This window comes from Vibrio sp. 10N.222.55.B11 (assembly GCF_041473705.1).
GTDB lineage: Bacteria > Pseudomonadota > Gammaproteobacteria > Enterobacterales > Vibrionaceae > Vibrio > Vibrio crassostreae_C.
The window spans coordinates 1-25662 of sequence record NZ_JBFRST010000032.1 but is presented as its reverse complement, the minus strand read 5'-3'; the positions used below and the strand labels follow the sequence as shown (position 1 = coordinate 25662).

Sequence of the window (25662 nt, the reverse complement as noted above, 5' to 3'; positions counted from 1 at the left end):
TAGCCAGTAACGAAAGTTTAGAGCGGACTTCATCGTCACTACAGATATCTGGGGTTAGAGAATTTGCTCGAATTCGAAGGGGGAATGCACAATAGATATCATCGACACCTGGCTTTACATAACACTCTTCGATGAACTGAGGATTGGAGTGAGCTAAATCTTGTGGAGCAACATTCTTTTTTACGAACTTGCCCCCTTTATATGCTTCTGCATAACCACCTTTTGGTGCTCGCAACCTAGTTCTATCAATTTCAAGGGGACACATCTCACCACTTTTAGATAGATAGTAGAAATATGCTTTGCCAGCAGAGAGTGATCGAACATAGTTCAGCTGAGTGCAAAGTTCCATAAACGATTAATCCCTATAGTTTTTTATAAGAATAGTTTCGCTACTGCATTCTATCGACCAAAAGGCGTGCTTTAAAAAGTGATCTCTTCCACTAAAACGTACTTCTATCGGGGTTACTCGCTGAGCAAGCCCTATCGCATTCTCTGCATAAGCGTGACAACTGGTGATTGAGTTGCCCCGTTTAGTTGGTTGTTCTAACAAATGGTAGCCAATAGAAACTGGCAAATTATCAGCGTCTTTAGTAATAAAACGCTCTAGCTCATCAAAATCACTCGGCTGGTTTTCACTTGGATATAACCATCGCCCGTATGCTGGTAACCCTTTTATGACGTGGAAAAGCTCACTCCTGCTGGTAAATGTCCTTAGCCACTCAATCTGCGTCGATAGCTGTGGTTGGTATAATGCCCCTCCGGCGAAAGCAACGGGAAGTGCCGTTTTAAGCGCGGACTTAAAATCTGAAATTCGGCTGTCGCTATGGACTCCGATAACTAAGTCTATTTCTAGGTCCGCCAATCGTTCACTACGAATGGTTGGTCGCTTAGCGTTCGAAACCGTTCGCGCTTTCGCGACTGAGTTGGGTTCGGTAAGCTTCGCTGTCGGTTGAATCTTCTCGCTTCGAACATAAAAAGAGAAAGTCGAAAACTCAAACGGGGAATCACAATTAACTAGCTTATTAAACTCTCTTTGGTAATGGTGCATGACCCCCCAAATAGCAGTCAAAGAAGGAGCACCACACAGATATGGGCTACTCATTGCGACCGCATCTTGCACTCTCATTGATGACAAATAGATATACTGCTCACCCGTTACCTTATCTTCATTGCCATTTGGTTTACTGATTTGTTCAAGTACCCATACGATTTGGGCTTTGACGACCTGCATAAGCTTAGGGTGATAGGCAAACTTCGCGGCATACTTGTTATTCTGAAACGTGAGATGCAAGCGACGGTTAAACTCACTAGCTAAGGAGCCTAGATCCGCTTCTGGTCGGGTCAAAAAGGCTTGAGCTAAAGTGTCATCATGTTCCAATTGCTGTTGGTTGGGGGGCAGCGTCAACGATATCTCTTAACTCAATTAATGGAAGCATCCACAAGGCTATCTGCTTTCGCAATATCTTACTTCTAACCTTACGAGCGCTCTCTCTTTGCTTCTGTGTTTTTGATGGTTCTGATCCAATTAAGTGGTTTAACACCTGACAAATTTTAGCGTTAGTTACCTGATAGTCATCAAAGTAGTGGCCACTCTTTTTGCGACTTTCAGTTAACGTCCCATCCAACGCTGGTTTGACGTCTAGCGGGTAGTTTAGGACTTTCATATGCCCACCTAAACTTCCACACAGATTCCCGATACTTGCCGAGTTTGGCAGCGATGAAGACACAAAGCTGAGCTCACTTTTTCGACTTCTCGATCTCACTTCTAACTCTCTTTGGATGGCATGACTTACCACTGGGGTCACCGAAACATAATCGTCCCCCCATGGAAACCGCAGTTGCTTGCTGTAAGTACTGACACTGTCAGGAAAACTATTTTCAGGAAGTTGTTCTTCAATTGTATGTTTTAAGCGAGCAAGTGAATTAGCACCTAAACCAAATTCTTTGAGCAGCTCAACCCAAACGGGGGTTTCTTGCTGAACAAGTGAAAGAATACATACGGACTGTGATTGCCAACGAAAAGGATTCAATAACCACAATGTATGACGATACACCGCGGAGTTATGAGCCCACCCTAACCGTTGCTCTAATACTGCGCTTGAAATAAACGCATCGGTTGTCACAAGAGGTTGTGCAACTATCCGCTGATCTTTAACTCGACAGTCTGGAAACTTGAGATTATGAGTGTGGAACCATTTGATTTCATCAAGGGACGCCTTTAGGTTCTCAGCCGCTTTTAAATGCCTTTTAGCTCGGGCAACATCCAACCAATCCAAGCACCTATCTGATTGATGGCTTGAACTGAGATTGAGCAAGATCGTCAACGCTTCTTTTTCATACCCTTCAACACAGACATCTTCCGTATAGGGCATGAACATCTTCTTTAGCGTAATCTGCTTTACTGCTTCGTCTTCGATTGCCAATAAGTCACTTAATTTCGTCATAATTACCACTCAGGTAGATACACGCTTAAACCATCACTTTCAGAGCTCATTCGAGTCAGCTTTGTTTCGATGACACTTCTTAAAGTAAACGCCGATTCATGACTCGCTATCTTTGTATGCATTCTCGGCCTAATAGCGGCTTTGATCTCACCAAACTCATACAACCGATATACCTCATCTGTGGTGCAAGAAAGCAATGTAGAAGCTTCTAAGGGGCTGAGCAGTACATCACCGATATTTCCTTTCGCGCTTGAAGGCACTGTTGCCATCAGCTGTGTAAAGTACGCTAACACCTGAGTAAGCACGATATTGTAACTCAACTGCCGACTGGGTAACTGACGGCAATCTTTAAGCAGAGCACCAAAGGCTTCATTGAAAAACATCTTCTTCCAATCTTTTACTCGCACAAGTTCTGCCTTCTCTTTCAAGGCATTGAGGTCTTGCCACAGTGCCGTTGGCCAAGAGCCACAATATTCAATAAATGACTCAAAACTGAGGTCATCGATATCACCATGGCGATTTACATACCACAGTAAAAAACCATAGCGCTCAGAGATAGTCATTTCTCCCTTTAGTAATCCCAAGGGTTTTGAATCATTCCCTGACAACCATTGAGCAACTAATACCTCAACCTCTGGCGCATCTTCTACTGGCGAGTTTCGGAGTTCAAAACCACATTCACATTGGCTAATACTCTCGGTACTTTGGTATTCAAGCCTCAACTTACACTCAGGGCAGTGATGAATCAGCTTACAGCCATGATGTTCACAAGCTTGGTGAGAGATAAATTGCCACCGCTGATGAATGTAGGGAGCTTCGCCAATACATAGGGGGCAAATAGGCGTGAAGCGTTTGCGAAGAAAAGCATAAGGGTAGTCAACACCAAATCTATGAACAGCTTTGTATTGCGGAGAGAATTGAGCTTTTGAATGTGATAACGCTAGACGCAGTACACCAAAGTTGTTGAGCTTTAATTGGTTCTCAAGGTGGATAAGCACTCGCACCCGCATTTGGCTTGTGGTTTGAGCGTGGTAGATATTAACTCGGTTGAGCTCTAGCGGGAAAGCACCAGCAATCGCTTCATGCTGATCCATGGTGTCGAACCAGATACCTTCGGCGAAATGAGAAAATCGCTCGTAACCTTGCTCTTGCGATAAACGCAACAAGAAGCTTTCGAGCGATTCGTCAGGGTAAAGTTGAATGTCCGTTTTCACATGTCACCACTAAAACTTAGAAATTCTAAGTTTTAGTATTGCTGTTATTCCTACTAAATCAAATTTAGAAAGTATGAATTGTGACGAAAGAACATACCTAATGTTGAGCAATCGCGTCGTATCTACTTTATTAGGTCTTCAATTAAAGTCTGTAAAGGCATACTCCACTCTTTCCTCTTAACAGAGCTTGAACCTTTTAGATGCCAAACATGTTTTTTCAGTTGATTCCTAATAGTAAGTTTCCACTCTTCGTCATTAGGAAGCACATCCAAAATCTGTTCAAAGGCAAACAACATCTGCGCTACGAACCAACGATATTGAATATAGTCTTTCTGATTAACCTTTATCACCTGCTCATCCGCATACGCAAAATCAGGCGATTGTTGGCACAACTCCAAAAACTTTGAATAAGCAGAATACGCAGTTGCCCTTCTAGCTTCCTCTTTTGAACTAACCCATTGCATATAGGCAAAAGCCGCTGCTGCAGTTGCTACTATACAAACAACAATGTTTGCCCAACTTACCCATAAACTAACATCAAGCAAAGCAGCCCAACCAGTTTCAAAGCATGTCATTTTTTGTCCTTTTGCATCATTACACCAGCAGGCTGTGTTTTAACAGTTTTATCAGATTTCATTCCTTTACCTACGTCGTCACGCCTAAAATCATACATATTCATTTCGAAGGTGTTAATGGATACTTGATTATTACCATGGCTATGGGCAATTAGGCGGTGATACGGTTCACTGTATGGGGCTTTTGCGCAAGAACCTCCGTACTCACCTGAGTTAACTAACACCACTGGCTGGAACATATGGTAGTGAAGTGCGTCAATCATAGTATCAAACGTATTTACATCTCTATTTAGTGCACATACAACATAAGCATTGGACTTATCTCGTAAGTCAGCACTTAAAGATATATCTGTGGCGTCATAACAGATTGAGCCTGTTAGAATAAAGCCTGTATCGTTAGGAAACCTAGGATGTTTTAATTCAAGCATCAATTGATACGGTCGCCATGACTGGATATGGCCTTTTTCCGCATACATCATATTTTGCTTGCCTTGGAACCGGATAAGCTCCTTTTGATTAGTATTTGCCTTTGGTGGTACGATCCAGACAGCACAGTTATTTGGCCCTTGAACACCTTCCTGCTCAATAAAAACTAACCCTGCATAGATGATTGCATGACTCTTGCGCGATAGATCAATCAGAATATCCATATCATCTCGATGGACTGATAGTTCAGGCCATACGATTAAATCAATTTTTTGACCTCGCTCATTACGTTCTTCATCGGTCACACGCTGGGCATCAATATGCTTGCAAACTAATGCAGCCACATCGGCAACATGCCTCCGATGAATCGACCGAAACTTCTTATCATCTAACATCCAACCGTAATCCTCAAAATCTCGAATACGAGGCAACTTAGACTGAACCATTGCAACCGTTAATTCACGCTTATCCTCCGTCCAATCAAGCATTACTGATTCAATCAAACTAGGCATAGTTGAGTGTCTACAGTACATTTTTTCTAAAGTACTTAAACGTTGAACAATTAGATTTTTAAAAGAGGTGATGGTCCACCGGTTAGGCCATGTATAACCTTGGTCGTTAACATTGATTCCTGGCCAAATGAGAAGCTTAGATATCAATGTGGTCAACCAATGAGAAACTTGTGCAGATTCACCGGCTATAGCTTGTGGGGTATTCATCATCCCCAATGTTCTTTTATCTGGACTCGTTTTAATTCCTCTATAACCAAGTTTTGCTGTTATAGATGAGCCAAACCCAGACCAATCGACATTTCCAACTAGTGCAGAGCGTGCGCAAATTGCGATTTTTTGGATCGCACTAATTTCAGAGGACACATCAGTTAGGTGCGGACTTAGTTGTGATTGAGATTCGGTAAGTACTAGATTGACTTTTAAGTTGGCATGAAACAGGTCTAGCTGTGGTGTACCATGATAGGTTACACCTTCGAGTTCGACTTTAGTTTGTATGACGTCAATCAATTGATTTGTATTAGCTTCAAGTAATTGCTTAGGCTCTTCAAGTAACGCCTGCATCAGTTTGAGCAACATCACTTCATTTGCGAAAGGATTATCGCCTCTTAGAATAATACTCAGTAGTGACTTATCTCCGCTGATTTTATCCAGCGCCCCGCTTGAAGCTTTACGATCAATCGCATATTGCTTGGCAAGTTCTTTAATACTCCTTTTTTTAGCCCATTCAACACCTAGAGAGCGTGCGTGCCTGATTAAGGCTATGAATAGATTTAGATTTTGCGAAGCAACCTTGGTTAAGATTGCTAAACAATCATCTGGTGTTAACTTTGCCAAAAAGCATGAAATCGAACGATTCAAAGATTTGCTGTCATCGCTAAGTTGTGCTGCAAGTAACACATTTGCAGCAACTCTAGATGCATTCATCGCACTATCAACTGAAACCTCCCTAAACCCTTTGATAAGCTTAATAATCATATCGTGGTCAGCATTACTCGAACTTTCTTCTAGGTTCGAATCTCGCCTACAAAGCAGTAAAAACTGCGCTTGCTCCAACAATAGATCAAACTTGCCTCCACTATCACCAGCATCATGGCTTACCAACATTGCTTGATGTTGAAGATGTTCGAAATATTCATCATATTTAGCATGAAGTGGGATATATTTAGGATCTAGACGGTCAATCACAGTTGCACTATGGCGGAATACTTCTGATAGGCAGTATCGTGCAACCGATTGAATTTTAGTCTCAGGGTCAATTAACTTCTTGTTTAACTGCTGTAAGACAGGCTCCAACAAACGACTACATGGATAAAGTTCTAGACCTTTTTTAAGTAGTAACACGAGTGAAGGATCATATGACCATGCAGCTATTAAGCGTCTCGCTAATCGCTCTTGTAAATAGTCCCAATCACCGGCAATAGCGTTTCCATTAGCATCAACTTCATGGGCGCTAAAATTACGAATGCCTTTTAGTAGCTTGGATATTTTATTGGCGGCAAAACGCTTGATGGTATCATCACGAACATCAAGTTCACTTTTATTTATTTGAGCAAGCCGATTAGGGACACAATTATCATCTTGTTCCGGTACTTGGTCACTAGCGACGATAGATAGTAAGGACTCTAGCTGACCTAGAGTTTCTTGGGACTCATCAAATGCAATTGGCCCGCTAAGTTTTTGCTGAATATGCGTAAGCTCTTTAGATATCCCAGCTACACGTGGCTGATAGCGCTGTATTTTAGTTTTACCATCATTTAACTTAAGATCATCAAGATTAGATTTTTTGATGACATCTTTGATGGCTGCGATGACTAGCTTCTCAACATCAAGTTTAGAAATCGGGGTGACAGTAGTTTTGGAAGTCGCAGATACAACCAAACGCATGTCATCAACATATCGGCAGTAGTCAACTAAAGTGACTTCAATATCAGCGATATTGGTTGCAGTTTCCAATACACTTCCAATTAAATCTCTAAAGTTTTCGTCAAACCCAAGCATGTATACGTTAGCTAAAAAGCCGCCTGCTACTAAACCCTGTGGAATACCTTTCGGTGCAGACATCACCTCTTCATTTTTACAAACCTTATTGAATTCCAGAGCAGCCTGTTCACTCCACTCCCAAGTTTCAAAGGCTGCCAGTAGTTTATTAAGATGTTTAACTTCCCCTAAGGTTTTAGCTTCGACGGTTGCGACAGTTTTTATGAGTTCACACAACTTTTTGCGGTTAACTAAATCAAAAAACTTGGCGAGATCGACATCTAAAATGAATACTTCATGGTTCTCGTCAAGTTCAGCTCTCGCTTTCTTAGCAAAATAGAAAGGGCGCTCTAAGAACTTCCGGTTATCAACAAAAAATTTACTGTAAGTAGTAGTGCCACCATAGCTGTGCTCCGCATTGCCCTGCTCGTCATAACGGCAATAGAGGCGGTTACCGTAGCTAACCACCTTTTTTTCATGTACTAACTCGAGCTCTGTACCAGGATCACCTTGGCGTGATTCCACCTGATTAGCGCTACACATCATCAACAAAGTCATCATGCTTTGTTCACGAATAGGCATATGTGCAAGTGGTCTTAATGAAAATGCTATATCAGCCGGTTTTTCAGTGATCTTTTTAATTTCGTCAGAGTTCTGGTTGTATCCATCCAACGCTTCATTTATCGGCTGCCATGTTAAGCATTCCTCAGAACCAAAACCTGCCTTTTTGAACTCCCAGTTATGTTGCTTAGGTGCAGGGACAAGCTCTAAGGGCTTAAAAGCCAAATCATCTTTCTGTAAATCATTGCACCACTGCTGTGCACTTTCTAATAACGATAATGCTGACAAGTCCAGTTCAAAATTGTCGGCATACCAATTAGCGGTACGGATATATTGATGACTTTTTTTCCATGCAAGCGTCATCAACAAACTGTCGGTTAAGTAATCGTCATCTAAGACAAGCTGCTCATATTTCTTTGCAATACTTGGCATGTTCTATTCCCTTAAACAGCCTGTTCAACAATAGCGTACGTGAGCTTAAATTGGTTAGCCTGAGAGGCGTTAAATCGAGCTTTAAGGTGAACCCAAATACCTAATAACTCTTTAACTTTAGTTACTAACCATCCAGCGTATTTAATCGTAGGAAGTATGAATTGGGTAATAATGTTGATTCCAGATAACTTAGCTTTATTAATGCTGCTGACCATTTAGATTACTTGTAGATAGACTCAATAGCTAATCAGTATATCGTAAAGTCAATATAAATCCGAGTGCGTATTATTCATTGTGTGATTAAGTGAATGTTGCGATAACTCTTTGTTTAAAATAACCTAAACGCAACTCATCATAACCTTCGAAATCAGAGTGAAAAGCGTTTTGAACCCCATCGATTTTTGACCAATTTAGTTGAGTTAAGGGCTCCCCAGATACCATAATCTTATCGTTCGACAAATCTGTAGAAGTAAAACTCTGCGCCTTCTCTGATTCATCAGTCTGTTCATTCGATTTAATAAATAGACACGACTCTGGAATATCCTGTTCTATTCTTTCAGCAAACCCAATCAAACTTTCTTCGGCAAAGGTATACAACCACGCTTCTTGGTTGGGTGAATCATTGATTCTTAAAATTCGCCCGAGTACTTGCCTGAAGTACAGTTCCGTTTTTACCGAACTCATATGGCAGCAAACCTGCAGCCTTGGAATATCCGTTCCTTCACTTATCATCCCAACACTGACTATCCACTGAACCTTTGAGTGACGAAAAGACTCAATTTCGTGTAACGGATTATCGTGATGATAAGTCACGATGCATGCTGATTGATTAAAGTGCTCAACAAGTCGCTTTTGAATGTCTTTAGCGTGCTTAATCGAAGATGCGACCACCAAGCCTCCAGCACTTGGGGACTCTTGCCTTATCTGCGCTAGCTTTTGGCAGCCATTATTTAATATGTAATTCATAGCGTCTTCGTTGTGAATAACGCTTTGATAAGAGACATCGGATTGTTTAAGGCAATCAAGAATAGAAGCGAAGTGTTGATTGTCACTGCCAGCCTTAACACTCAGGTGTTCATTATCTATTAAAACGATTTTAGGGCGGCGGCATACTTTATCTTCAACGGCCTGTTGCAAACCGTATTGGTAATCGCAAACAACCTTGCCATCGGGGTCGGAATACTCAGCCATAACAATTGGTAGTCGATCAGAACGCCAAGGAGTGCCCGAAAGCGCTAGAGTATAACGAGCAAAGCCTTGGATCTTCGAGACAATTTCTAGCCCCCATGAATTTGACCGCCCCTCATCATCAAACGAACAATGGTGGATCTCATCAAATACGACCAAGACTCGATATTTACTGACTGTGTCCCAGAAGTTCTCATCTAAAAAACGGATGGATTGATAGGTGTAAGAGCCCCCAAGAGAACCCAAACCTCCATTAAAGGAACATTCGAGCTTCCATGAAAAGGTCTTTTGCATCCCTTCAGCAACAGTCAGAGAGGGCGAGAAGCACAGCACTAGGTCAATCATTCCTCTTTTAAATAACCGACTCGCAACCTCGGCGGCCATAACGGTTTTACCCGCTCCAGGAGTCGCTTGGCAGAAGAAGTGTGAATGCTTGTTTGAAGTAAATTTCTCGATAGCTTGAGCTGCACACTCGGCTTGCCATGCTCTTAACATTGATGAGCCTTGCTTTGCGCGACTTGCATCCAGTTGGTTAGTGCATTAATTCTGCCTAATAGCTTAGCTGAGCGTTCTCTTGCTGCATTAAATAGCGGCTGCATATCTTGCTTGTTGTTTGGGAAACGAGTTAACAACGATTGGTATTCCTCAATCTCGCCTAGAGTAATCGCCAACTCGCCTTCATGCTGTTTCTTCTCTTGCTCCAATGCATTTATAGAGTACTCCGAAGTTTGAACAGCTATTGAATCGACTTTAGCTTGCCTATTTCTAGCTACTCTAGGCTCAATTGTGAGCGCTTTGAATTCGTTAGTTTGATGGTAGCGCTTGTCTCTACGAGCCCCAATGACAGAAAGCCAACCTTTCTCCTCAAGTAATAGAAGTTGCTTATAAACATACTTCCGCGCATCGTCCTTGTTCGGGAAGGCTGAAGTACTGTTTAGCAAAGCATCTCTAGCTTCTGTGACGGAGAAATTATCCATCCCTTTTTCAATCAATAGGTTAAACATGTGAGGGTTAATTCTGGTTACTTTCTTCATGTGACTCTTACAGGCAATAAAAACTTAGGATTGCTAAGTATACAAAAATCAGTAAAACTTAGACAATCTAAGTTATCTAAAGGTTGAAAAGAAATGTGTAAGTGCAAAAAGACAACCCCATCCCTGCGAGGCTCAAAGCTGCGCGTAAAAAAGCCAAGATCACCCAAAAAGATTTAGGGGTGAAAATTGGTATGGAGCAGAGTTCTGCTAGCGGTCGTATGAATCATTACGAGAAAGGCAGGCATGTACCCGATATTGGTACGCTTGAACGTATGGCTGAAGAGTTAGATGTGCCGCTAAACTACTTTTTCTGTAGGAGCGAATTGAGCGCTGAGCTAGCGTGCGCCATTGATAAAATGAGTGATGAAGAGAAGGCGGTGTTGCTGGAAAAACTAGCGTCTCAATGATTTGGTTATCAACATCGCAGTTTTATACTTTCAGGCTACTTGTACTTAACAACGTACTCAGCGGTAATGCATCTGTAAATCGGGGGGCGAGAATCCTATCCTCTGCTGTAATCGCTCTCATATTGTACGCTGAACCTTTATCTATTTGCTCTAACATCACCTGTTCTAATGAACATTCAAATGGGTTCTCCAAATAGGGGAATTTCAGTATAAATGTCCTAGATAGTACTTCTTTGTTCAACGTACTTTTGTTCTCTTTAAAGCTCATTATCATGGCATCTTTCAAAAAGTGCTTGAGCCTTCGACACTCTCCACGACACATTGAAAACAAGGGATATAGAATTTCATTCTTAGTCAGTATTGGCGTTGGCTCGTAGCCCATTCTAGAGGCTAGTCCAGCCACAAATCTAGCAAAGTGTTTCTTTTGTTTAGCATCAATACTGTATTGAGTGTTGGTATTTTTCGCGTCACTTTCAACCTGAAGCAATTTAAAATAATTGATTTCTCTGCGCCAACTCAATCGAGAGTTCCACTGCGGCTCCTTCGCGATAACATCAGCATAAGGCATTCCAACCAATACAAAGGATACACCGGCTTCCTCACTGATATATTTAAATGTATTAGCGATGGTTTGTCTTTCATCCGCAGTCGAAAACTCCACAAGCTCTTGAATCTCATTAACAATAATGAGCTCGACAGATTTACGTTTTAACTGAGTTACCACTCCTTCAGCAAGTGCAATTTCATTTCTCTTTCGTACTGAACGTCCTCCTGATTTTGAGTCCAGATCAACGAGAAATTGAGTCAGAGTATTTTGTTCATTTACTCGACTAGGAATTCGGGTACTTAGGACTGTTTGCTTGGACCAACTCGTTCCTGTATTGAAGCGTGAAAGATAGTTATTGATCAAAGCGGTTTTTCCACTTCCCGATTCGCCTGTTAATAGGAATGACTCAGGTTCACCGCCTAGTAATTGATTAAAGCGAAGTTGGTCAAATATCGAATAGATCTCCGTAATTTCGGGGTACTCAATAAAACAATTATCGTAGGCTTTCAATTGTTCACACTGCATGGAAGTAAAATTCACGATTAGTAGCCCTCTATCTCTTCAAGATCATCATCGTCCAATGATAGTTGAGTACTAACAACGTTTAATGCTGAATTACTGCTTTCATTTTTTCTAACGATTGAGCCAGGTCCTTCCGTGCCAACATCTCTGTATTTTGCAATCTTAGAAGTGTTCCCTGTTTTAGGTTGGGTGAGCTTTTTGTTTTTAGAACTACGCATTCTCTCAGCTTCCCCTTCAATAAGAGCTTCCATATAGAGATAGGTATCGGCTAAAGACTCTTCATTGACGAGGCTTCGGGTATTCAACCTGCGCACTCTTTGAATTCGCTCATGTTCGAACAACGAAAGTCCATTGGTATACCCACTGTTATCAGCCGCTGGGACTTTTATGTATTTCTTTTCTGATTCAAGAAAAACGTAGATAGCGCTTATGTCCGACGGATCGGTTTTTGTCCTGACGAAGAGTTTCCCTTGTGAATTAACCGAATTGTATTTTCGATACTCTATGAGCTCATCCGATTGATAGCATAAATTGTGCAACCTTATCCCAGCGATCCCTATCGTCCGGTGCCTTAACAACCCCAACTCAATACGTAACTCGGCCGCAGCTTGTCCTTGGTAGAAATTTGGAAGCCATTTCGATTCATTCCACTTATGATAAGGAACATTCCTTTCTCGACTATCAGAGTCCATGTGATAGCGGTCGATAACCCATTTATGTATTAACTCCATAAATACAGAAACTCTAACGGCAGACTCTTTTTTAGGATCGTAATCTTTAAGCTGAGTGGGATTTGTGAATGTTTTTCCAGGCAGAGCGTTAACCAACCCCTTGTTTAGTTGATCAAATAACTTTTCTATACCGGTCTTTCTCCACGGTTTGGCAGCTTGGCTGTATTGAATATCCGACACCAAAGGTCTCAAAGAGTCCTCTAGGCTATCACTCCAAAACTCGGCACCATTATCAACGACCAGATAGTCTATTTTTCCATGACATGGCCAATCATTTGTTATTGAGGGATATTTTTCGCTTACCCAGCGCTTGTCTAGCAAAGTACTTAATAGTGCTTTTCTGACGGAATCAAAACTAGGCTCTCTAAAGTTAACGCTGAAGCCGACGATGCACTTACTAAACCTGTCATAGAGCATGGTTAGATATGGGCGACCTAATGGAATATCCAATTCATCATCAATCAGTATGACAGGGACTGGAGTATGGTCAATTTCAACGTACTCCATCGGTTTCGTCGCCTCTATTTGCTGGCCTACAGAACGAAACTCTCTATCTGCATATCGCTTTCCATACCTTTCCACTGCAACATCATAGGGTGGTAAACTATTCACTCTGTCATAAAATGCTCTTTGGCTAATTCGCTCGATTTTGCCTTCGACTATTTCTTGATTGGCTTTAATTACTCGGCTTTTGTAATAGCGGTAAGCCTCTGCAACGCTTAAACGCTCTTTAGTCAGGTATTTTTTTTCAATCGCTTCATCAATGAGCGACTGTGAATCTGTATGAACGGTTCTATTTCCTTTTTGGGCGTGTTTAGGAATGAGCGAAAGAACGGCTCTCCCTGATTCAAAATACATTTTCTTCCAGCCGGCAAGAACTCGCCAACTCGGTGGAGATAGCCCTAGCTCTTGTTCAACCTGATTTAAAATCGGTACAAGATTTTTTTCTGTCCACCCACCTTTTAGACGTTTTTCAGTAAATTGAATGACTTTAAGACGTCGTAATACTTCTTGTTGAGTTTTTACAGGATAGGTATCAATGGAAGGGAGATACGATTTATCTTCTTCAAATAAATCACTCGGTATTTGGGTTACTAATTCCGCTTCGTTGGCAGAAGCTTCCATTTCATCAATGAAACCAAAAACGTCATCAAAATCTGACGTCATACCTAACACCAAACGTAGCTATTCAAACCAAAATCAGAGCTTCTAATATCAGTATTAACTCTCCCTGACGATAGCCAACAGAGTGTTGATATCAGAGTTTCATGCTCAGACAGTCCTAAGTGGTCGGAGATTTCGCGTAATTGTACTTTCTGTCTACGTTGTATAAATCCGAGAACAGACTTTTGCGCTTTAGTGATGGTATGCAAACCAGAGTAACGATGTAACAGCTTTAAGTTACTAAATATTGGGTCAATACGAATTTGTTTCTCTGTCACTAAAACAAGGCGTTTTCCTTGTTCTTCTAGTGCTACTCGCTGTTTTTCAGCAAATCGGAGCCTGAAGTCTGGTTTTAAAATCTGGCTTGAGTGCTTAATCTCAATAAGAGTAGATTGGTCGTTATGATTATCGGCTAAAAAATCTGGCGTATAACGACACTTGCGACCATTAAAGTAGTAATAAAAACCGTATGGTTGAGATATGTACCCTTTAACATCAGGGTTATATTCGAGATGGAAACAAAAATCGAACTCTAAAACAGAGAGAGTGCGAACAACAGCATCATTTTTCAAGCTCATGAACTTGCAGATGTTGTGAACGTGAGAGGATTTTTTGGTTTGGTCAAACATAGTGCGCATCACTTTTGTTGTAAACCTACAACAAAAAAATAGACTATGCTGACTTATAGTGCAAATTTGCTAACTTCTTTGCAATTTATGCTAAGTTAGTTTGCAAACATCATAAGGGGTGGGAACCCAGCCACATCCCGGCACACAAGTCACTCGCTGCGGCTGCTCCCTTCCAGGCCTGACCGAGTTCACGAGCTATTGTTGCGGGAGGACCAGGCCCCCATAGATTCGTTTTCTAAGAGGCTTGCCTCAAAGAGTGATTGGATTATTAAGCATCACAGCAACCATTGCAAGCCCTTCCACCCTATTTTTGAACAATTGCGGTCTAAGTGCTTATCCTTTATTCAAACCACTAGAAAATCGCAGGTAAATTCACCATTTACCTGCATTTGGAAGGTTTGGATTGCTGGAGTACTAGATATCGATATCTTCGTTATCTTCTGTGCGAATGATGTAGTCTGTCATCCACGCGGTGCCTAATAGACACAACCATACTACAAAAACTGGACTAGGTACTTCGATACTTGGGGTAATCACCAAAGCCGCAAAACCAACCGTTGGCAGTGTCCAACATAATAGTTTATTCCAGCGGAAGGTTTTCAAGCGCGTCAGCGTTTCCATTGATGCCATGATGCCCGTTATACACAAGGCCACCAAAGCAGCATAAGGTAAATCGGCTATCCATAATGGAAGTATTAAGCCTAATGACCACCAGCTGTGTCGGCTGGCTGGCTTAAGGTGATTTGCCGCCCACCAAATTACGATGATAGATAAGGTTTGAAGTGTGGTAACCCACGGGACGCCTTCAAGCTTGCCTGCTGATTGCGTGACCATGATTCCGACCTGCAACGTAGTCACGATCAAGCCAGAAATAATCACGACCGACAAACTACTGCGTCTTGAGAAGACCACCATCAATAGAGGGAATAGTACCCACGCACTGACAGACAGCGTGATGGGCTGCAAAGGAAGGGTTAGACCATAAGTAGTCATGGAAACAAGCAAAGCTAATCCAGCTATGCCCCCCTGCGGTAAAATCCATAAGGCAGGAATTACCATTGCAAGCACCGGGATATCTCCCTCACTTAAACTGATTGCTCTCGCGCAAACAACCGCTAATAATGTGGTGATCAAGAACTGAAACGTTGTAAATACCATAGCCCTCTCCTTCTACCGATCCGTGGTACCATACCAATCGTAGTAATTAACTGGTCACCCTAGCTTGTTAAAAAACTCGATAACCTCGTTAGATTTTTTGATTGTAGAATAACTACTTATCAAAACTTCTTATCAAAACTTCTTATCAAAAAGAGCGGCCTTGCTCTCAAGCTTTTTCCCTGCGCTATTTTTGAACACTTACTTACTGTGATTGGTATTTATGAACTAGGAACATTTAGTATGGACCAATTTTTGAGCCAAATCTTTGCTGTGATTCACCAAATTCCATATGGAAAAGTAACAACTTATGGAGACATAGCACGTTTTTCAGGATTTCCGGGCTATGCGCGCCATGTTGGTAAAGCGCTGGGTAACCTGCCAGAAGGTAGCAAACTGCCTTGGTATCGAGTGATAAACAGCAAGGGTGAAATCTCTTTAAAGGGTGATTCGTTCGACCGACAAAAGCAGCATTTGGTTAAAGAAGGGATTGAGGTGAGTGATGCAGGAAAGATCAAACTCAGAATATACAAATGGCAGCCCTAGAGCTGCCACTAATCGCTGATTCAACTGGCTAAGTTAAGCCAATCAAGATGCCTTAACAGTGGCATCGATTTCTGATTAACGAACACCAACCAAACGTAGGTCTGCTTGCTGTGTATTTTCTACATCAGTAATTACTGACTTAATCGTGTCCGTTATGAAACGCAGTTTACCGTCAACATGAATCGATGCGCGCATGTTGTAACGGTGGTTAGCTTTAATTTTGTCGTTGTCGTAGCTCAGCTCGAATGCGAACGGTACTTGCTTACCGTCTGTGGTGAACTCTTGAGTTGCGATAACCGTCGATGGTGCATCAGCCAGTGAGATATCTTCTAGCGTAACGGTAACCACTGCATTCTCTGGCAATGCAATTCTTTCACGGTAGCTTACTGTTCCTGAAATCACTTGAGTGTTCTCTGCAACCACTTCTTGAGAAGCGCTCGTTTCTGATGTTGCTTGGCAACCAACAAGTAGGCCAAACGATACTAAAGACGTAATAAGAATTAGAGCCTTTTTCATATTCAATTTCTCTCAACATGTTTGCCGGACTCGGCAAATCTACTCACCAATTATAAGAGAGCTTTCATATTCTGTCTTGAAACCCTATGATTTATTGACAGATATCTGACTAAGCTAAATGATTAACACCATAATCTGACACCCATTTTACGAAGAGGAATGCTGGCGATGAGTCAACCTTTACAAGAATTACTAAGTTTACTTCAGCTAGAAAAACTGGAAGAAGGTTTATTCCGTGGGCAAAGTGAGAACCTAGGCCTACCACAGGTATACGGCGGTCAGGTATTGGGACAAGCGCTTTCTGCTGCTCGTTATACCGTTCAAGACGACCGTAGTGTTCACTCGTTCCACAGTTATTTTCTGTTTCCCGGCGATCCTGAAAAGCCAATCATTTACGATGTTGAGAACCTACGAGATGGACGCAGCTTTAGCACACGCCGTGTAAAAGCGATTCAAAATGGCCGCCCTATTTTCTATCTCACTGCTTCTTATCATGGCGATGCGCCAGGGTTTGAGCACCAGATTTCAATGCCTGATATTCCGGGACCAGAGAACTTTGCCTCAGAAACTGAATTAGCGAGCCACATTGCGGAATTCTTACCAGAGAAACTGCGCAAAACCTTCTGTGGCGAAAAGCCGATTGAGATGCGTCCGGTGACGGTGGTAAACCCACTGAAACCTAAGAAGACGGAAGCGAAACAATACCTTTGGGTAAGAGCGAATGGCGCGATGCCAGACAACCACTTGATCCACCAATACCTGCTTGCCTACGCATCGGATTGGGGATTCTTAGTGACGGCGCTTCACCCACATGAAGTCTCTATCATGACGCCAAATTTTCAAGTGGCGACGATTGACCACTCAATCTGGTTCCACCGCCCATTCAAAATGGACGAATGGCTGCTTTATGCGATTGAAAGCCCAACGGCAGCGAACACTCGCGGCCTAGTGCGCGGCGAGATCTTCAACCAGAAAGGTGAGTTGGTAGCGACAGCAGTACAAGAAGGTGTGATGCGTTTTACTAAATAGCACTCAAATAAATAGCGGATAAACGCTTCTTACAAGCCCCAAATGCGCACAAACAAAAAGAGGCTAGGTTTAATACCTAGCCTCTTTCTTTAATGACGCTTAAGAAAACTCGTCACGCAAAAATCAATAAAACCTACTCAACTTCTAACGTTGGCTCAAACTCGCCTTGAACTCGCGTTTTAATGCCATCACCTGCGTCTCGTAGAAGGTTAAATGGCGATAACACTACGCCTTTCACCGCGCCCTCAGCGGCTCCCTGAGCGAGTTCCTTACTCTTATCAGCTAACAAATTAGCTTGTGCCAAAATACCTGGGACTTCCGCTCGTAGCATTTCAGATTCCGTGACGATGACAGGAATAGTCTGTTCGCGGTAAGACTTACTTTCAGCGAGCATTGGTGGCATTACGTCTACGCGGTATCTCTTTAATTCAGTTAATGTTGGTGGAATAACATCGGTTCTTACCTGCTCAACTTCCGTTCGAACATTTTTCACTTCATCTAATATCGCAGGGATTTTGTTGTCGACCGAGGCTACGGTTTGATTCACATCATCGATCGTCTTTCTAACTTCTTCGACAGTGTTTAACACCTGAGGAGCAAGATCGCTGACATGTTCTGCAAGCGCTAATAGCTCTTCTACTTTGAGCCCTTTGGTGAGGCCCGATATGTCTTCGATAACTTGCGGGTAAGTATCAACGATTTCACCGACTTTATTAGTCAATGAGTAGATGGTGTAACCCAAGTAAAAAATGGCGACCGCCAGTACCAGCTGGATAGCGGTAGATACTTTTGCAAACATGAATAATCCTTTTCTTTATCGCAGAGACGAGATCTAAACTGAGAAGATAGTTAAACTAAAGCGATAGTTAATCTATTACTAGGCGCAGCTTAAAGCGGCAATGCTGTCGTGTACTTCAATGGTTCCATCGCAAACGTCGAGGTCACATTAGAGATACCATCAATGCTATTCACCAAGCGCTTATAGAAATCATCAAAGCACTTCATGTCTTTAACCTGAACCTTCATCATATAATCATATTCGCCAGCCATGCGATAGAACTCCATCACTTCTGGAAATTCCGACACAGTATTCACAAAACGACCATACCACTCATGAGAATGATCACTGGTTTTCACCAATACGAACGCAGTAAAGGAAAGATCCAGTTTTTCCGGGTTCAGCAGTGCAACTCTTTTCTCAATAATGCCGTTCTCTTCGAGGCGCTTAAGCCTTTTCCAACAAGGCGTTGTAGTGAGATTGACCGCTTCAGAAATATCGTTCAATGACAGGGTGCTGTCTTCTTGCAGTAACCCTAATATTTTTTTATCTACGGCATCTATCACACTTTCACCAAATCGCATTTAAAGAGAATAATTTTCTACAATTTAAGCAAAACAAAGCAAATATGGCAAAGTTTTTCTCTCCGATTATAGATAAATTAGAACCATACCAATTACAAAGAATTCCTACACTCGATCAGGAGAACGTTTATGTGCACTGACCATCAATGGATTAACAACGCGATTCGTAAAATTGAAGCGGACTACCAACGCTCAGCGGATACGCACCTTATCAAGCTCGATCTACCAAGTATCGAAGGCATTGATGTTTACCTTAAAGATGAAAGCACACACCCTACAGGCTCTTTAAAGCACCGTTTAGCGCGTTCTCTCTTCTTATACGCTATCTGTAACGGTTGGGTTGGCCCAGAAACCACGATCATTGAATCTTCATCGGGCAGTACTGCGGTGTCTGAAGCTTACTTCGCTCGCCTACTTGGCCTTCCATTTATCGCGGTAATGCCAAAATGCACAGCGAAGAAGAAGATCGAGCAAATTGAATTCTACGGCGGCCAAGCGCATCTTGTGGACCGCTCAGATGAAATTTACGATGAGTCTCGCCGTTTAGCAGAAGAATTGAATGGTCACTACATGGATCAATTTACTTACGCTGAGCGCGCAACCGACTGGCGTGGTAACAACAACATCGCGAACTCGATTTTCAATCAAATGCAGATGGAAGATCACCCAGTTCCAGCTTGGGTAGTAATGAGCCCAGGTACTGGCGGTACTTCAGCGACGATTGGCCGTTTCATTCGCTACCAACAACATGAAACTAAGCTTTGTGTTGTGGACCCTGAGAACTCTGTATTCCACGAATACTTCCAAACAGGCAATGCGAACGTGAAAGGTAGTACATTCAGCAAGATTGAAGGCATTGGTCGCCCACGAGCAGAACCAAGCTTCATTCCTGGTGTGGTTGACGAAATGCGTAAAATCCCAGACGCAGCAAGTATCGCAACGACACATTGGTTATCTGACATTCTTGGTCGCAAGGTCGGCGCATCAACCGGGACTAACATGTACGGTGTGCTTCAGCTAGCCAGTGAAATGAAAGCACGTGGCGAAACAGGTTCTATTGTGACTTTGCTATGTGATAGCGGTGAACGTTACCTAGACACTTACTTCAATGACGAGTGGGTAAATCTAAATATCGGCGACCTACAACCGTACGCGGCGAAGTTAGAAGCTTTCTCGCAAACAGGTGAGCTGGCTTAAATACAGAGCAAGCACCGACTCCAAACTAAAAAGAGCCTTGATGGGCTCTTTTTGTTTATTCATTCTATTAATCAACCACCAACGAGAACAAATTACTCTGGCTTCTGCTTCGCTTCAAATGCCGCTAGTTGTTCAGGCGTCGCTTTTGGCTGATGGTTTTGTTTCCACTCATCGTAAGTCATGCCATATACGCGCTCACGAGCGTCATCGATATCCAAGTCTAAGCCTTGTTGCTCAGCTTCCGCTTTGTACCATTTGCTGAAACAGTTACGGCAGAAGCCCGCCAAGATCATCAGATCGATGTTCTGCACATCTTTATTGTTATCTAGGTGCGCTAACAGGCGACGAAAGGTTGCTGCATCCAGCTTATCCTGTTCTTCTTGAGAAAGATCTTTGTATTTAAATTCAGCCACTTTACTTTCCTTTATTCGATTTATTGTATTAATTCGTTGAGCTCTGTTTGTTATACAAAAAAAGCCTGCCATTCGCTAGGAGCAAACGCAGGCTTTTCAATATTGTTACACTATTCCGTGTTCATTAATCGTGCGTGTTCATTAACCGTGACTGGTTCTTCCCACGTTGTCATGGCTAAGCTCTTTATTAAGTTCCGCTTCCACGTGACCCGGAGAGCGTGTTGATCCTGAAATCAGTCGGTACATCGCAGGAATTACGAACAGAGTAACCAATGTCGCGAAGCCCATACCGAAGAAGATAACCGTACCCACAGCCACTCGGCTTTCATAGCCTGCGCCCGTTGAAGTAATCAATGGAATTGCACCAGCCAGCGTCGTGAATGCCGTCATCATGATTGGACGTAAGCGTCGAGCAGAAGCATCAATGATCGCCTTTTCAAACTCAATACCACGGTCACGAAGTTGGTTAGCAAACTCTACGATCAAGATACCGTTTTTGGTTACCATACCGATCAACATGATCATACCAATCTGGCTGTAGACGTTGAGCCCTTGACTCATCAGCACCAAGCCTAAGAAGCCACCGAAGATACCCATAGGTACGGTGAACATCACCACCAGCGGGTTAATGAAGCTTTCAAACTGCGCGGCCAGTACCAAGTATGCGACCAGCATCGCTAGCGCAAACACCACTAGGATACTTGATTGGTTCTCTTTAAAGTCTTTTGACTCGCCAGAGTAGCTCACTGAAATATCACCCGGTAGCTGTTCAATCGCTTGTTCATCAAGGAAATCGAGCGCGTCACCCAGCGTGTAACCTTCCATTAGGTTCGCTTTAATGGTCACCGATTTCTGCTTGTTGTAGTGCGACAAACGAATCGATGAAGCCACTTCTTCAATGTGCGTCAGCGTATCAAGTGTAACCAGCTCACCAGACTGAGTTCGCATGTAGATTTGGCTTAGATCGTTCGCGTTGTTGAAGCTGTTTTCATCACCACGCAGATACACGTCGTACTCTTCACCACGGTCAACGAAGGTCGTTTCACTGCGGCCGCCAAGCATGATTTCTAACGTATCTGAAATGTCTGAAACGCTAACACCTAGCTCTGCTGCACGCTGCTTATCTACGGTTACCAATAGCTCTGGTGTTTTCTCAGAGTAATCGATGTCCGCGCCTTCCATCATTGGAGAATCTTCAGCCGCTTGCTTTAAGAGCTCTGCCCACTTCTGAAGTTCAGAGTAATCAGAACCGCCAAGTACGAATTGAACAGGCTCACTTGAACCACCTTTGAAGCCCGGCATGAACGGGAATACACGCACATCTGGAATGCCGTTCAACGATTTACGAACTTCGTTCAACGCTTCTTGTGCGGTAACGTCACGCTCATCCCAGTCTTCTAGTATCATGATTACGAAGCCCGTTTGGTCACCCGCATTACCACCAAACGCTGGTGATTGAATACTGAATGACTTCAAGAAGCCCTGACCAAGCAATGGCATTAAGCGTTCTTCAACGATGTCCATGTTGGCAGACATACGGTTGTAACTGGTTGCATCGGCACCACGAACAAACGCAAATATAACCCCACGGTCTTCTTGTGGCGTCAGTTGCGACGGCACTTGTTGCATCAAGCCATAACTACCGCCCATACACGCGATAATGATGATTGGAGCGGCCCAACGCCAATTTAACGCACGGCGCAATACCGCGCGGTATCCAGACTCAAGCTTGCCAAATACGCGCTCGACAAACAAATTGAAACGGTTTGGTTTAACGTTCGCTTTAAGGATCTTACTGCCTAGCACTGGCGTTAGCGTTAATGCGACTAGCGACGAGAAGATCACCGACATCGCAAGCAATACAGAAAACTCGGTAAACAATAGGCCAACCATGCCGTCCATGAACGAGATTGGTAGGAATACCATTACCAATACAAGCGTTGTTGCGATTACCGCGAAGCCTACTTCACGAGTACCTTTATAGGCCGCAAGCAGCGGTGACTCACCACGTTCAATATGGTGGAAAATGTTCTCAACCACCACGATCGCATCATCTACCACCAAACCAATCGACAGGATAAGTGCCATCAAGGTAATCAGGTTGATAGAGAAACCGAAGTAGTACGCGGCAATAAACGACGAGATCAGAGATACAGGTACGGTTACCGCTGGAATAAGTGTTGCACGTGCTTGACCAATAAAGATATAAAGCACAAGGATAACCAAGCCGCCCGTGATAAAGAGCGTGCTGTAAACCTCAGAGATTGAGCGGTCGATAAAGACAGTTGAGTCATAGTCGACAGCTAAACGAGTACCGTCTGGCAAGAACTTTTGAATTGCTTCGACTTCTTTATGGACTAAGTCAGCCACCTCAAGTGGGTTCGCATCTGACTGAGGCACGATACCCATACTTACGTTAACAACGCCGTCACTCTTAAAGGTCGAGTTCTCGTTTTCTGCGCCAATGTAAACATCCGCTACGTCTTTCAAGTAGATAGGTGTGTTATCAGAGGCACGTTTAACGACTAGATATTCGAAATCTTCCGCTTCAGTGTAAGAACGAGCAGTACGAACCGACATCACAATCGCATCGTTACGTACTTCACCACCTGGGCTTTCAATGTTCTCACTGTTCAGAGCAGAAGTGATGTCCGAGGTAGTAACGCCACGACCCGCCATCTGCGCAGGTTTCAGCTTCACGTACATTACTTTGTACAAGCCACCTGAGATATCCACTGAGCTCACGCCAGAAATCAAACTAAAGCGGTCAATCAACACACGTTCGGTGTAGTCGGTTAACTGCGTTCGGTCCATCTCCGTCGAGCTTAAGTTGATGTAGACCGAGGCTTCACCACTACCATTGTTCTTATAAACAATTGGGTCGTCGGCTTCATCTGGCAACGAACGCTGAGCACGCGCTACGGCATCACGAACATCACTGACACCAGTATTAAGGTCGTAACCAAGCTCAAAGGTAATCGTGATACGCGACATACCGTTACGCGTTGTGGATTCAATCTCATCGATACCACTGATGCCGGATAACTGGTCTTCAAGATTGGAGGTTATTTGACTTTCAATGATGGTGGCAGACGCACCCTCATAACGAGTACTGATCGATACCACCGGGCTTTCAATATCAGGCATCTCACGAACGGCAAGCTTATTGAAAGAGACAATACCAAACACAACCAAAAGCAGACTCAATACGACAGCCGCTACTGGTCTCTTTACAGAAACATCAGATAACAACATTAGTTAGCGCCTTCTTGTGCTGCTGTATTTTCATCAAGTTTAGCTGGGCGATTAACGGCAAGCTCTTGAACCAAGACTCCGTCACGCATGTTCACGATACCTTGCACCACGATCTTCTGGCCAATCTCGATGCCCTTGTCGATCACAACTTCGTTATCGATTCGTGCACCCAAGAACACTTCGGTACGAGTCGCTTTGTTATCTTCGCCAATAACATAGACGAAACGCTTAGTACCAGAATACTCAAGCGCTTGAACTGGGATAATCGGCGCTTCTACAGGAGGGAAATCCATATCAGCTGCCACTAGCATGCCCGGCTTTAGGTAATCATTATTGTTGTCAAAGTGGATTCGAACTCGAAGGTTCAAGGTTTCAGCATTAATACGAGAATCAATGCCTACCACTGTGCCAGTGAACTGAGTCTCGCCCCATGCACTGGTGCGAGCCGTCACTGTCATGCCTTTAGACAGCTTAGAAAGGTAACGCTCAGGAATTTGAAGGTCTAACTGCATCACAGACAAATCATCTAAAGTCACAAGCTCAGTACCTGCTGTCACCATTTTTCCGCGGCTAAAGTCGATAAAACCGACCGTGCCAGAGAAAGGCGCGCTGATGTGTAAGTCTTTAAGATTGGCATTTGCGGCAGCTAGGCGAGCATTGGCGATCTCTACGTTCGTTTTCTGAGCGTCAATTTCAGTTTGCGTAATCGCGTTGCGTTTCACTAGTCGTTGGAATTCCGCTAGCTTACGTTTCTCGTCTTTTAAATACGCTTGCGCTTCTGCAACTGCTGCTTTTGCTTTGTCGTCATCTAATTGAACCAACATCTGCCCTTTGGTGACATCTTGATTGGCTTTGATGTTGATAGAGTCAACTCTGCCCGCTACTTCAGAGGTAATGATCACAGATTGTTCTGCTTCTAACTTACCTACCAAAGAAAGAGATTGGCTAACTTGGTGAATATCAACTTGCTCAGTAACAACAGTGACGGTGCTAGGGCCCATGCGTTTAGCTAGTGCGGCTGGAGACGCCATAAGAATAGACAAGCTAAGCAGGGTTAAAACAGATTTATGCTTCATAATAATGGTCTGCAAGTAAGGTTTATACCAATCACAGTAGGTAAGTGGTCAGAAATAGCGTAGGGAAAAAGCTTGAGAACAAGGCAGCATTTTCGATAAGTAGTTATTCTACAATCAAAAATTCTAACGCCGTTATCGAGCATTTTAACAAGCTAGAATGACAAGTTACTTACTACGATTGGTATTATTATCTATAAATGAAATTAACCGTATTCTATCAACTGATGAATGCTGTAACGTCAAGAAGTGTAAATCTAGATTAAATTCCATTTACGTTTCTTGGCGAATTGCACAAACCAAACACAATGTAGAAAGCGAGTTACCTCAAGGTGTTACCTATCACTACGTAAACCTTAGTACAGATGTTCACTTCCCGAGCAATATGCGTACTTTTCGCCATCTTTGCCCAAAAAGGCAGCATTCAACACAAAACCATAAGAAAAACTCTTTACAGGTTTAACGTGTTTGCTATGATGCGCTCCGCACTTGAGAGATGCGTTGGGAAAAACATCTCTTTAGCCTATCCATTATGAGTTAGGAAAAACACCCTGGAGGGGTTCCCGAGTGGCCAAAGGGAGCAGACTGTAAATCTGCCGGCACTGCCTTCGATGGTTCGAATCCGTCTCCCTCCACCATATTCTTCTTACCTCTTTCGAGAGTTAAGAGAACAACCTGATTGATGGGCTTATGGGAAAACATCAATTTAGGCTTACTTTGTGAAGAGTAAGACACACCCTGGAGGGGTTCCCG

At 43.1% G+C, this 25662-nt stretch carries 21 protein-coding genes, 1 tRNA gene, 1 other RNA gene and 1 pseudogene; 5 read left to right on the top strand and 19 right to left on the bottom strand.

Annotated elements, in window-relative coordinates; genetic code table 11:
• From AB4503_RS11920 to AB4503_RS11885, 8 genes and pseudogenes are all read right to left on the bottom strand, one after another.
• A partial coding sequence (locus tag AB4503_RS11920; RefSeq protein WP_372114773.1) for a type I-F CRISPR-associated protein Cas7f/Csy3 occupies positions 1-349 on the bottom strand: 349 nt, incomplete at its 3' end.
• Between the two features lie 6 nt (positions 350-355).
• A pseudogene (locus AB4503_RS11915) lies at positions 356-2444 on the bottom strand (type I-F CRISPR-associated protein Csy2).
• Between the two features lie 2 nt (positions 2445-2446).
• Positions 2447-3658 carry a TniQ family protein gene (locus tag AB4503_RS11910; protein ID WP_372114772.1) on the bottom strand — a complete coding sequence of 404 codons (1212 nt, stop codon included), beginning with the start codon at positions 3656-3658 and terminating at the stop codon, positions 2447-2449.
• A 122-nt stretch (positions 3659-3780) separates the two neighbouring features.
• Entirely contained in the window at positions 3781-4233 is a 453-nt protein-coding gene (locus AB4503_RS11905; protein ID WP_102412642.1) for a hypothetical protein, read from the bottom strand.
• Positions 4230-8141 (bottom strand): RNA-directed DNA polymerase, encoded by a 3912-nt coding sequence (locus AB4503_RS11900; RefSeq protein ID WP_372114771.1) that lies wholly within the window; start codon positions 8139-8141, stop codon positions 4230-4232. The genes AB4503_RS11905 and AB4503_RS11900 overlap by 4 nt, the downstream gene beginning before the upstream one ends.
• An 11-nt stretch (positions 8142-8152) precedes the next feature.
• Positions 8153-8356, bottom strand: coding sequence for a hypothetical protein (locus tag AB4503_RS11895; RefSeq protein WP_102412638.1), 204 nt, complete (start codon positions 8354-8356; stop codon positions 8153-8155).
• Positions 8357-8441: 85 nt separating this feature from the next.
• Positions 8442-9824 (bottom strand): DEAD/DEAH box helicase, encoded by a 1383-nt coding sequence (locus AB4503_RS11890; RefSeq protein ID WP_372114770.1) that lies wholly within the window; start codon positions 9822-9824, stop codon positions 8442-8444.
• Positions 9818-10363, bottom strand: a complete 546-nt coding sequence (locus tag AB4503_RS11885; protein ID WP_372114767.1) for a hypothetical protein — start codon at positions 10361-10363, stop codon at positions 9818-9820. Before AB4503_RS11885 ends, AB4503_RS11890 begins: the two co-directional genes overlap by 7 nt.
• A gap of 101 nt (positions 10364-10464) precedes the next feature.
• Between AB4503_RS11885 and AB4503_RS11880 the strand changes: the two genes are divergently transcribed.
• Positions 10465-10770, top strand: coding sequence for a helix-turn-helix domain-containing protein (locus AB4503_RS11880; protein ID WP_102333418.1), 306 nt, complete (start codon positions 10465-10467; stop codon positions 10768-10770).
• Positions 10771-10792: 22 nt separating this feature from the next.
• Here the strand turns inward: AB4503_RS11880 and AB4503_RS11875 are convergent, their stop codons facing one another.
• The 5 genes from AB4503_RS11875 to AB4503_RS11855 all read right to left on the bottom strand — a co-directional run bounded on the left by AB4503_RS11875 (position 10793) and on the right by AB4503_RS11855 (position 15521).
• Positions 10793-11842, bottom strand: coding sequence for a TniB family NTP-binding protein (locus AB4503_RS11875; RefSeq protein WP_136994845.1), 1050 nt, complete (start codon positions 11840-11842; stop codon positions 10793-10795).
• A gap of 17 nt (positions 11843-11859) precedes the next feature.
• Positions 11860-13737 carry a Mu transposase C-terminal domain-containing protein gene (locus AB4503_RS11870; RefSeq protein ID WP_372114765.1) on the bottom strand — a complete coding sequence of 626 codons (1878 nt, stop codon included), beginning with the start codon at positions 13735-13737 and terminating at the stop codon, positions 11860-11862.
• Positions 13738-13739: 2 nt separating this feature from the next.
• Entirely contained in the window at positions 13740-14363 is a 624-nt protein-coding gene (locus AB4503_RS11865) for a TnsA endonuclease N-terminal domain-containing protein (RefSeq protein WP_372114762.1), read from the bottom strand.
• Positions 14364-14484: 121 nt separating this feature from the next.
• Positions 14485-14581, bottom strand: an RNA gene (gene ffs, locus AB4503_RS11860) — signal recognition particle sRNA small type.
• A gap of 196 nt (positions 14582-14777) precedes the next feature.
• Entirely contained in the window at positions 14778-15521 is a 744-nt protein-coding gene (locus AB4503_RS11855) for a hypothetical protein (RefSeq protein WP_017058953.1), read from the bottom strand.
• Positions 15522-15761: 240 nt separating this feature from the next.
• Here AB4503_RS11855 and AB4503_RS11850 point away from each other — a divergent pair, with 240 nt between their 5' ends.
• Positions 15762-16064 carry an MGMT family protein gene (locus tag AB4503_RS11850; RefSeq protein ID WP_048609271.1) on the top strand — a complete coding sequence of 101 codons (303 nt, stop codon included), beginning with the start codon at positions 15762-15764 and terminating at the stop codon, positions 16062-16064.
• A 75-nt stretch (positions 16065-16139) separates the two neighbouring features.
• On the opposite strand, the gene AB4503_RS11845 is transcribed toward AB4503_RS11850, so the two are convergent.
• Positions 16140-16580 carry a YbaY family lipoprotein gene (locus tag AB4503_RS11845; protein WP_017058951.1) on the bottom strand — a complete coding sequence of 147 codons (441 nt, stop codon included), beginning with the start codon at positions 16578-16580 and terminating at the stop codon, positions 16140-16142.
• Positions 16581-16748: 168 nt separating this feature from the next.
• On the opposite strand from AB4503_RS11845, the gene tesB reads away from it, so the two are divergent.
• The gene (tesB, locus tag AB4503_RS11840) at positions 16749-17609 is read left to right on the top strand and encodes an acyl-CoA thioesterase II (RefSeq protein WP_029235187.1); all 861 of its coding nucleotides are present in this window, start codon (positions 16749-16751) and stop codon (positions 17607-17609) included.
• Between the two features lie 133 nt (positions 17610-17742).
• Here tesB and AB4503_RS11835 read toward each other — a convergent pair whose 3' ends face one another.
• Together AB4503_RS11835 and AB4503_RS11830 are read right to left on the bottom strand one after the other, a co-directional pair.
• Positions 17743-18408: a hypothetical protein gene (locus AB4503_RS11835; RefSeq protein WP_017070264.1), complete on the bottom strand. Its 666-nt coding sequence runs from the start codon at positions 18406-18408 to the stop codon at positions 17743-17745.
• An 89-nt stretch (positions 18409-18497) separates the two neighbouring features.
• A complete protein-coding gene (locus AB4503_RS11830; protein WP_017062025.1) occupies positions 18498-18971 on the bottom strand; it encodes an Lrp/AsnC family transcriptional regulator in 474 nt (157 codons plus the stop codon).
• Positions 18972-19100: 129 nt separating this feature from the next.
• Between AB4503_RS11830 and AB4503_RS11825 the strand changes: the two genes are divergently transcribed.
• Entirely contained in the window at positions 19101-20168 is a 1068-nt protein-coding gene (locus tag AB4503_RS11825; protein WP_019820402.1) for a PLP-dependent cysteine synthase family protein, read from the top strand.
• A gap of 92 nt (positions 20169-20260) precedes the next feature.
• On the opposite strand, the gene AB4503_RS11820 is transcribed toward AB4503_RS11825, so the two are convergent.
• From AB4503_RS11820 to AB4503_RS11810, 3 genes are all read right to left on the bottom strand, one after another.
• Complete coding sequence (locus tag AB4503_RS11820; RefSeq protein ID WP_004736423.1) at positions 20261-20581, bottom strand: DUF1244 domain-containing protein; 321 nt, start codon at positions 20579-20581, stop codon at positions 20261-20263.
• Between the two features lie 141 nt (positions 20582-20722).
• The gene (vexH, locus tag AB4503_RS11815) at positions 20723-23836 is read right to left on the bottom strand and encodes a vibriobactin export RND transporter permease subunit VexH (RefSeq protein WP_017062023.1); all 3114 of its coding nucleotides are present in this window, start codon (positions 23834-23836) and stop codon (positions 20723-20725) included.
• Positions 23836-24912, bottom strand: a complete 1077-nt coding sequence (locus AB4503_RS11810; protein WP_029406216.1) for an efflux RND transporter periplasmic adaptor subunit — start codon at positions 24910-24912, stop codon at positions 23836-23838. The genes vexH and AB4503_RS11810 overlap by 1 nt, the downstream gene beginning before the upstream one ends.
• A 550-nt stretch (positions 24913-25462) precedes the next feature.
• Between AB4503_RS11810 and AB4503_RS11805 the strand changes: the two genes are divergently transcribed.
• Positions 25463-25547: transfer RNA gene (locus AB4503_RS11805), tRNA-Tyr, on the top strand.
• Positions 25548-25662: the final 115 nt, after the last annotated feature.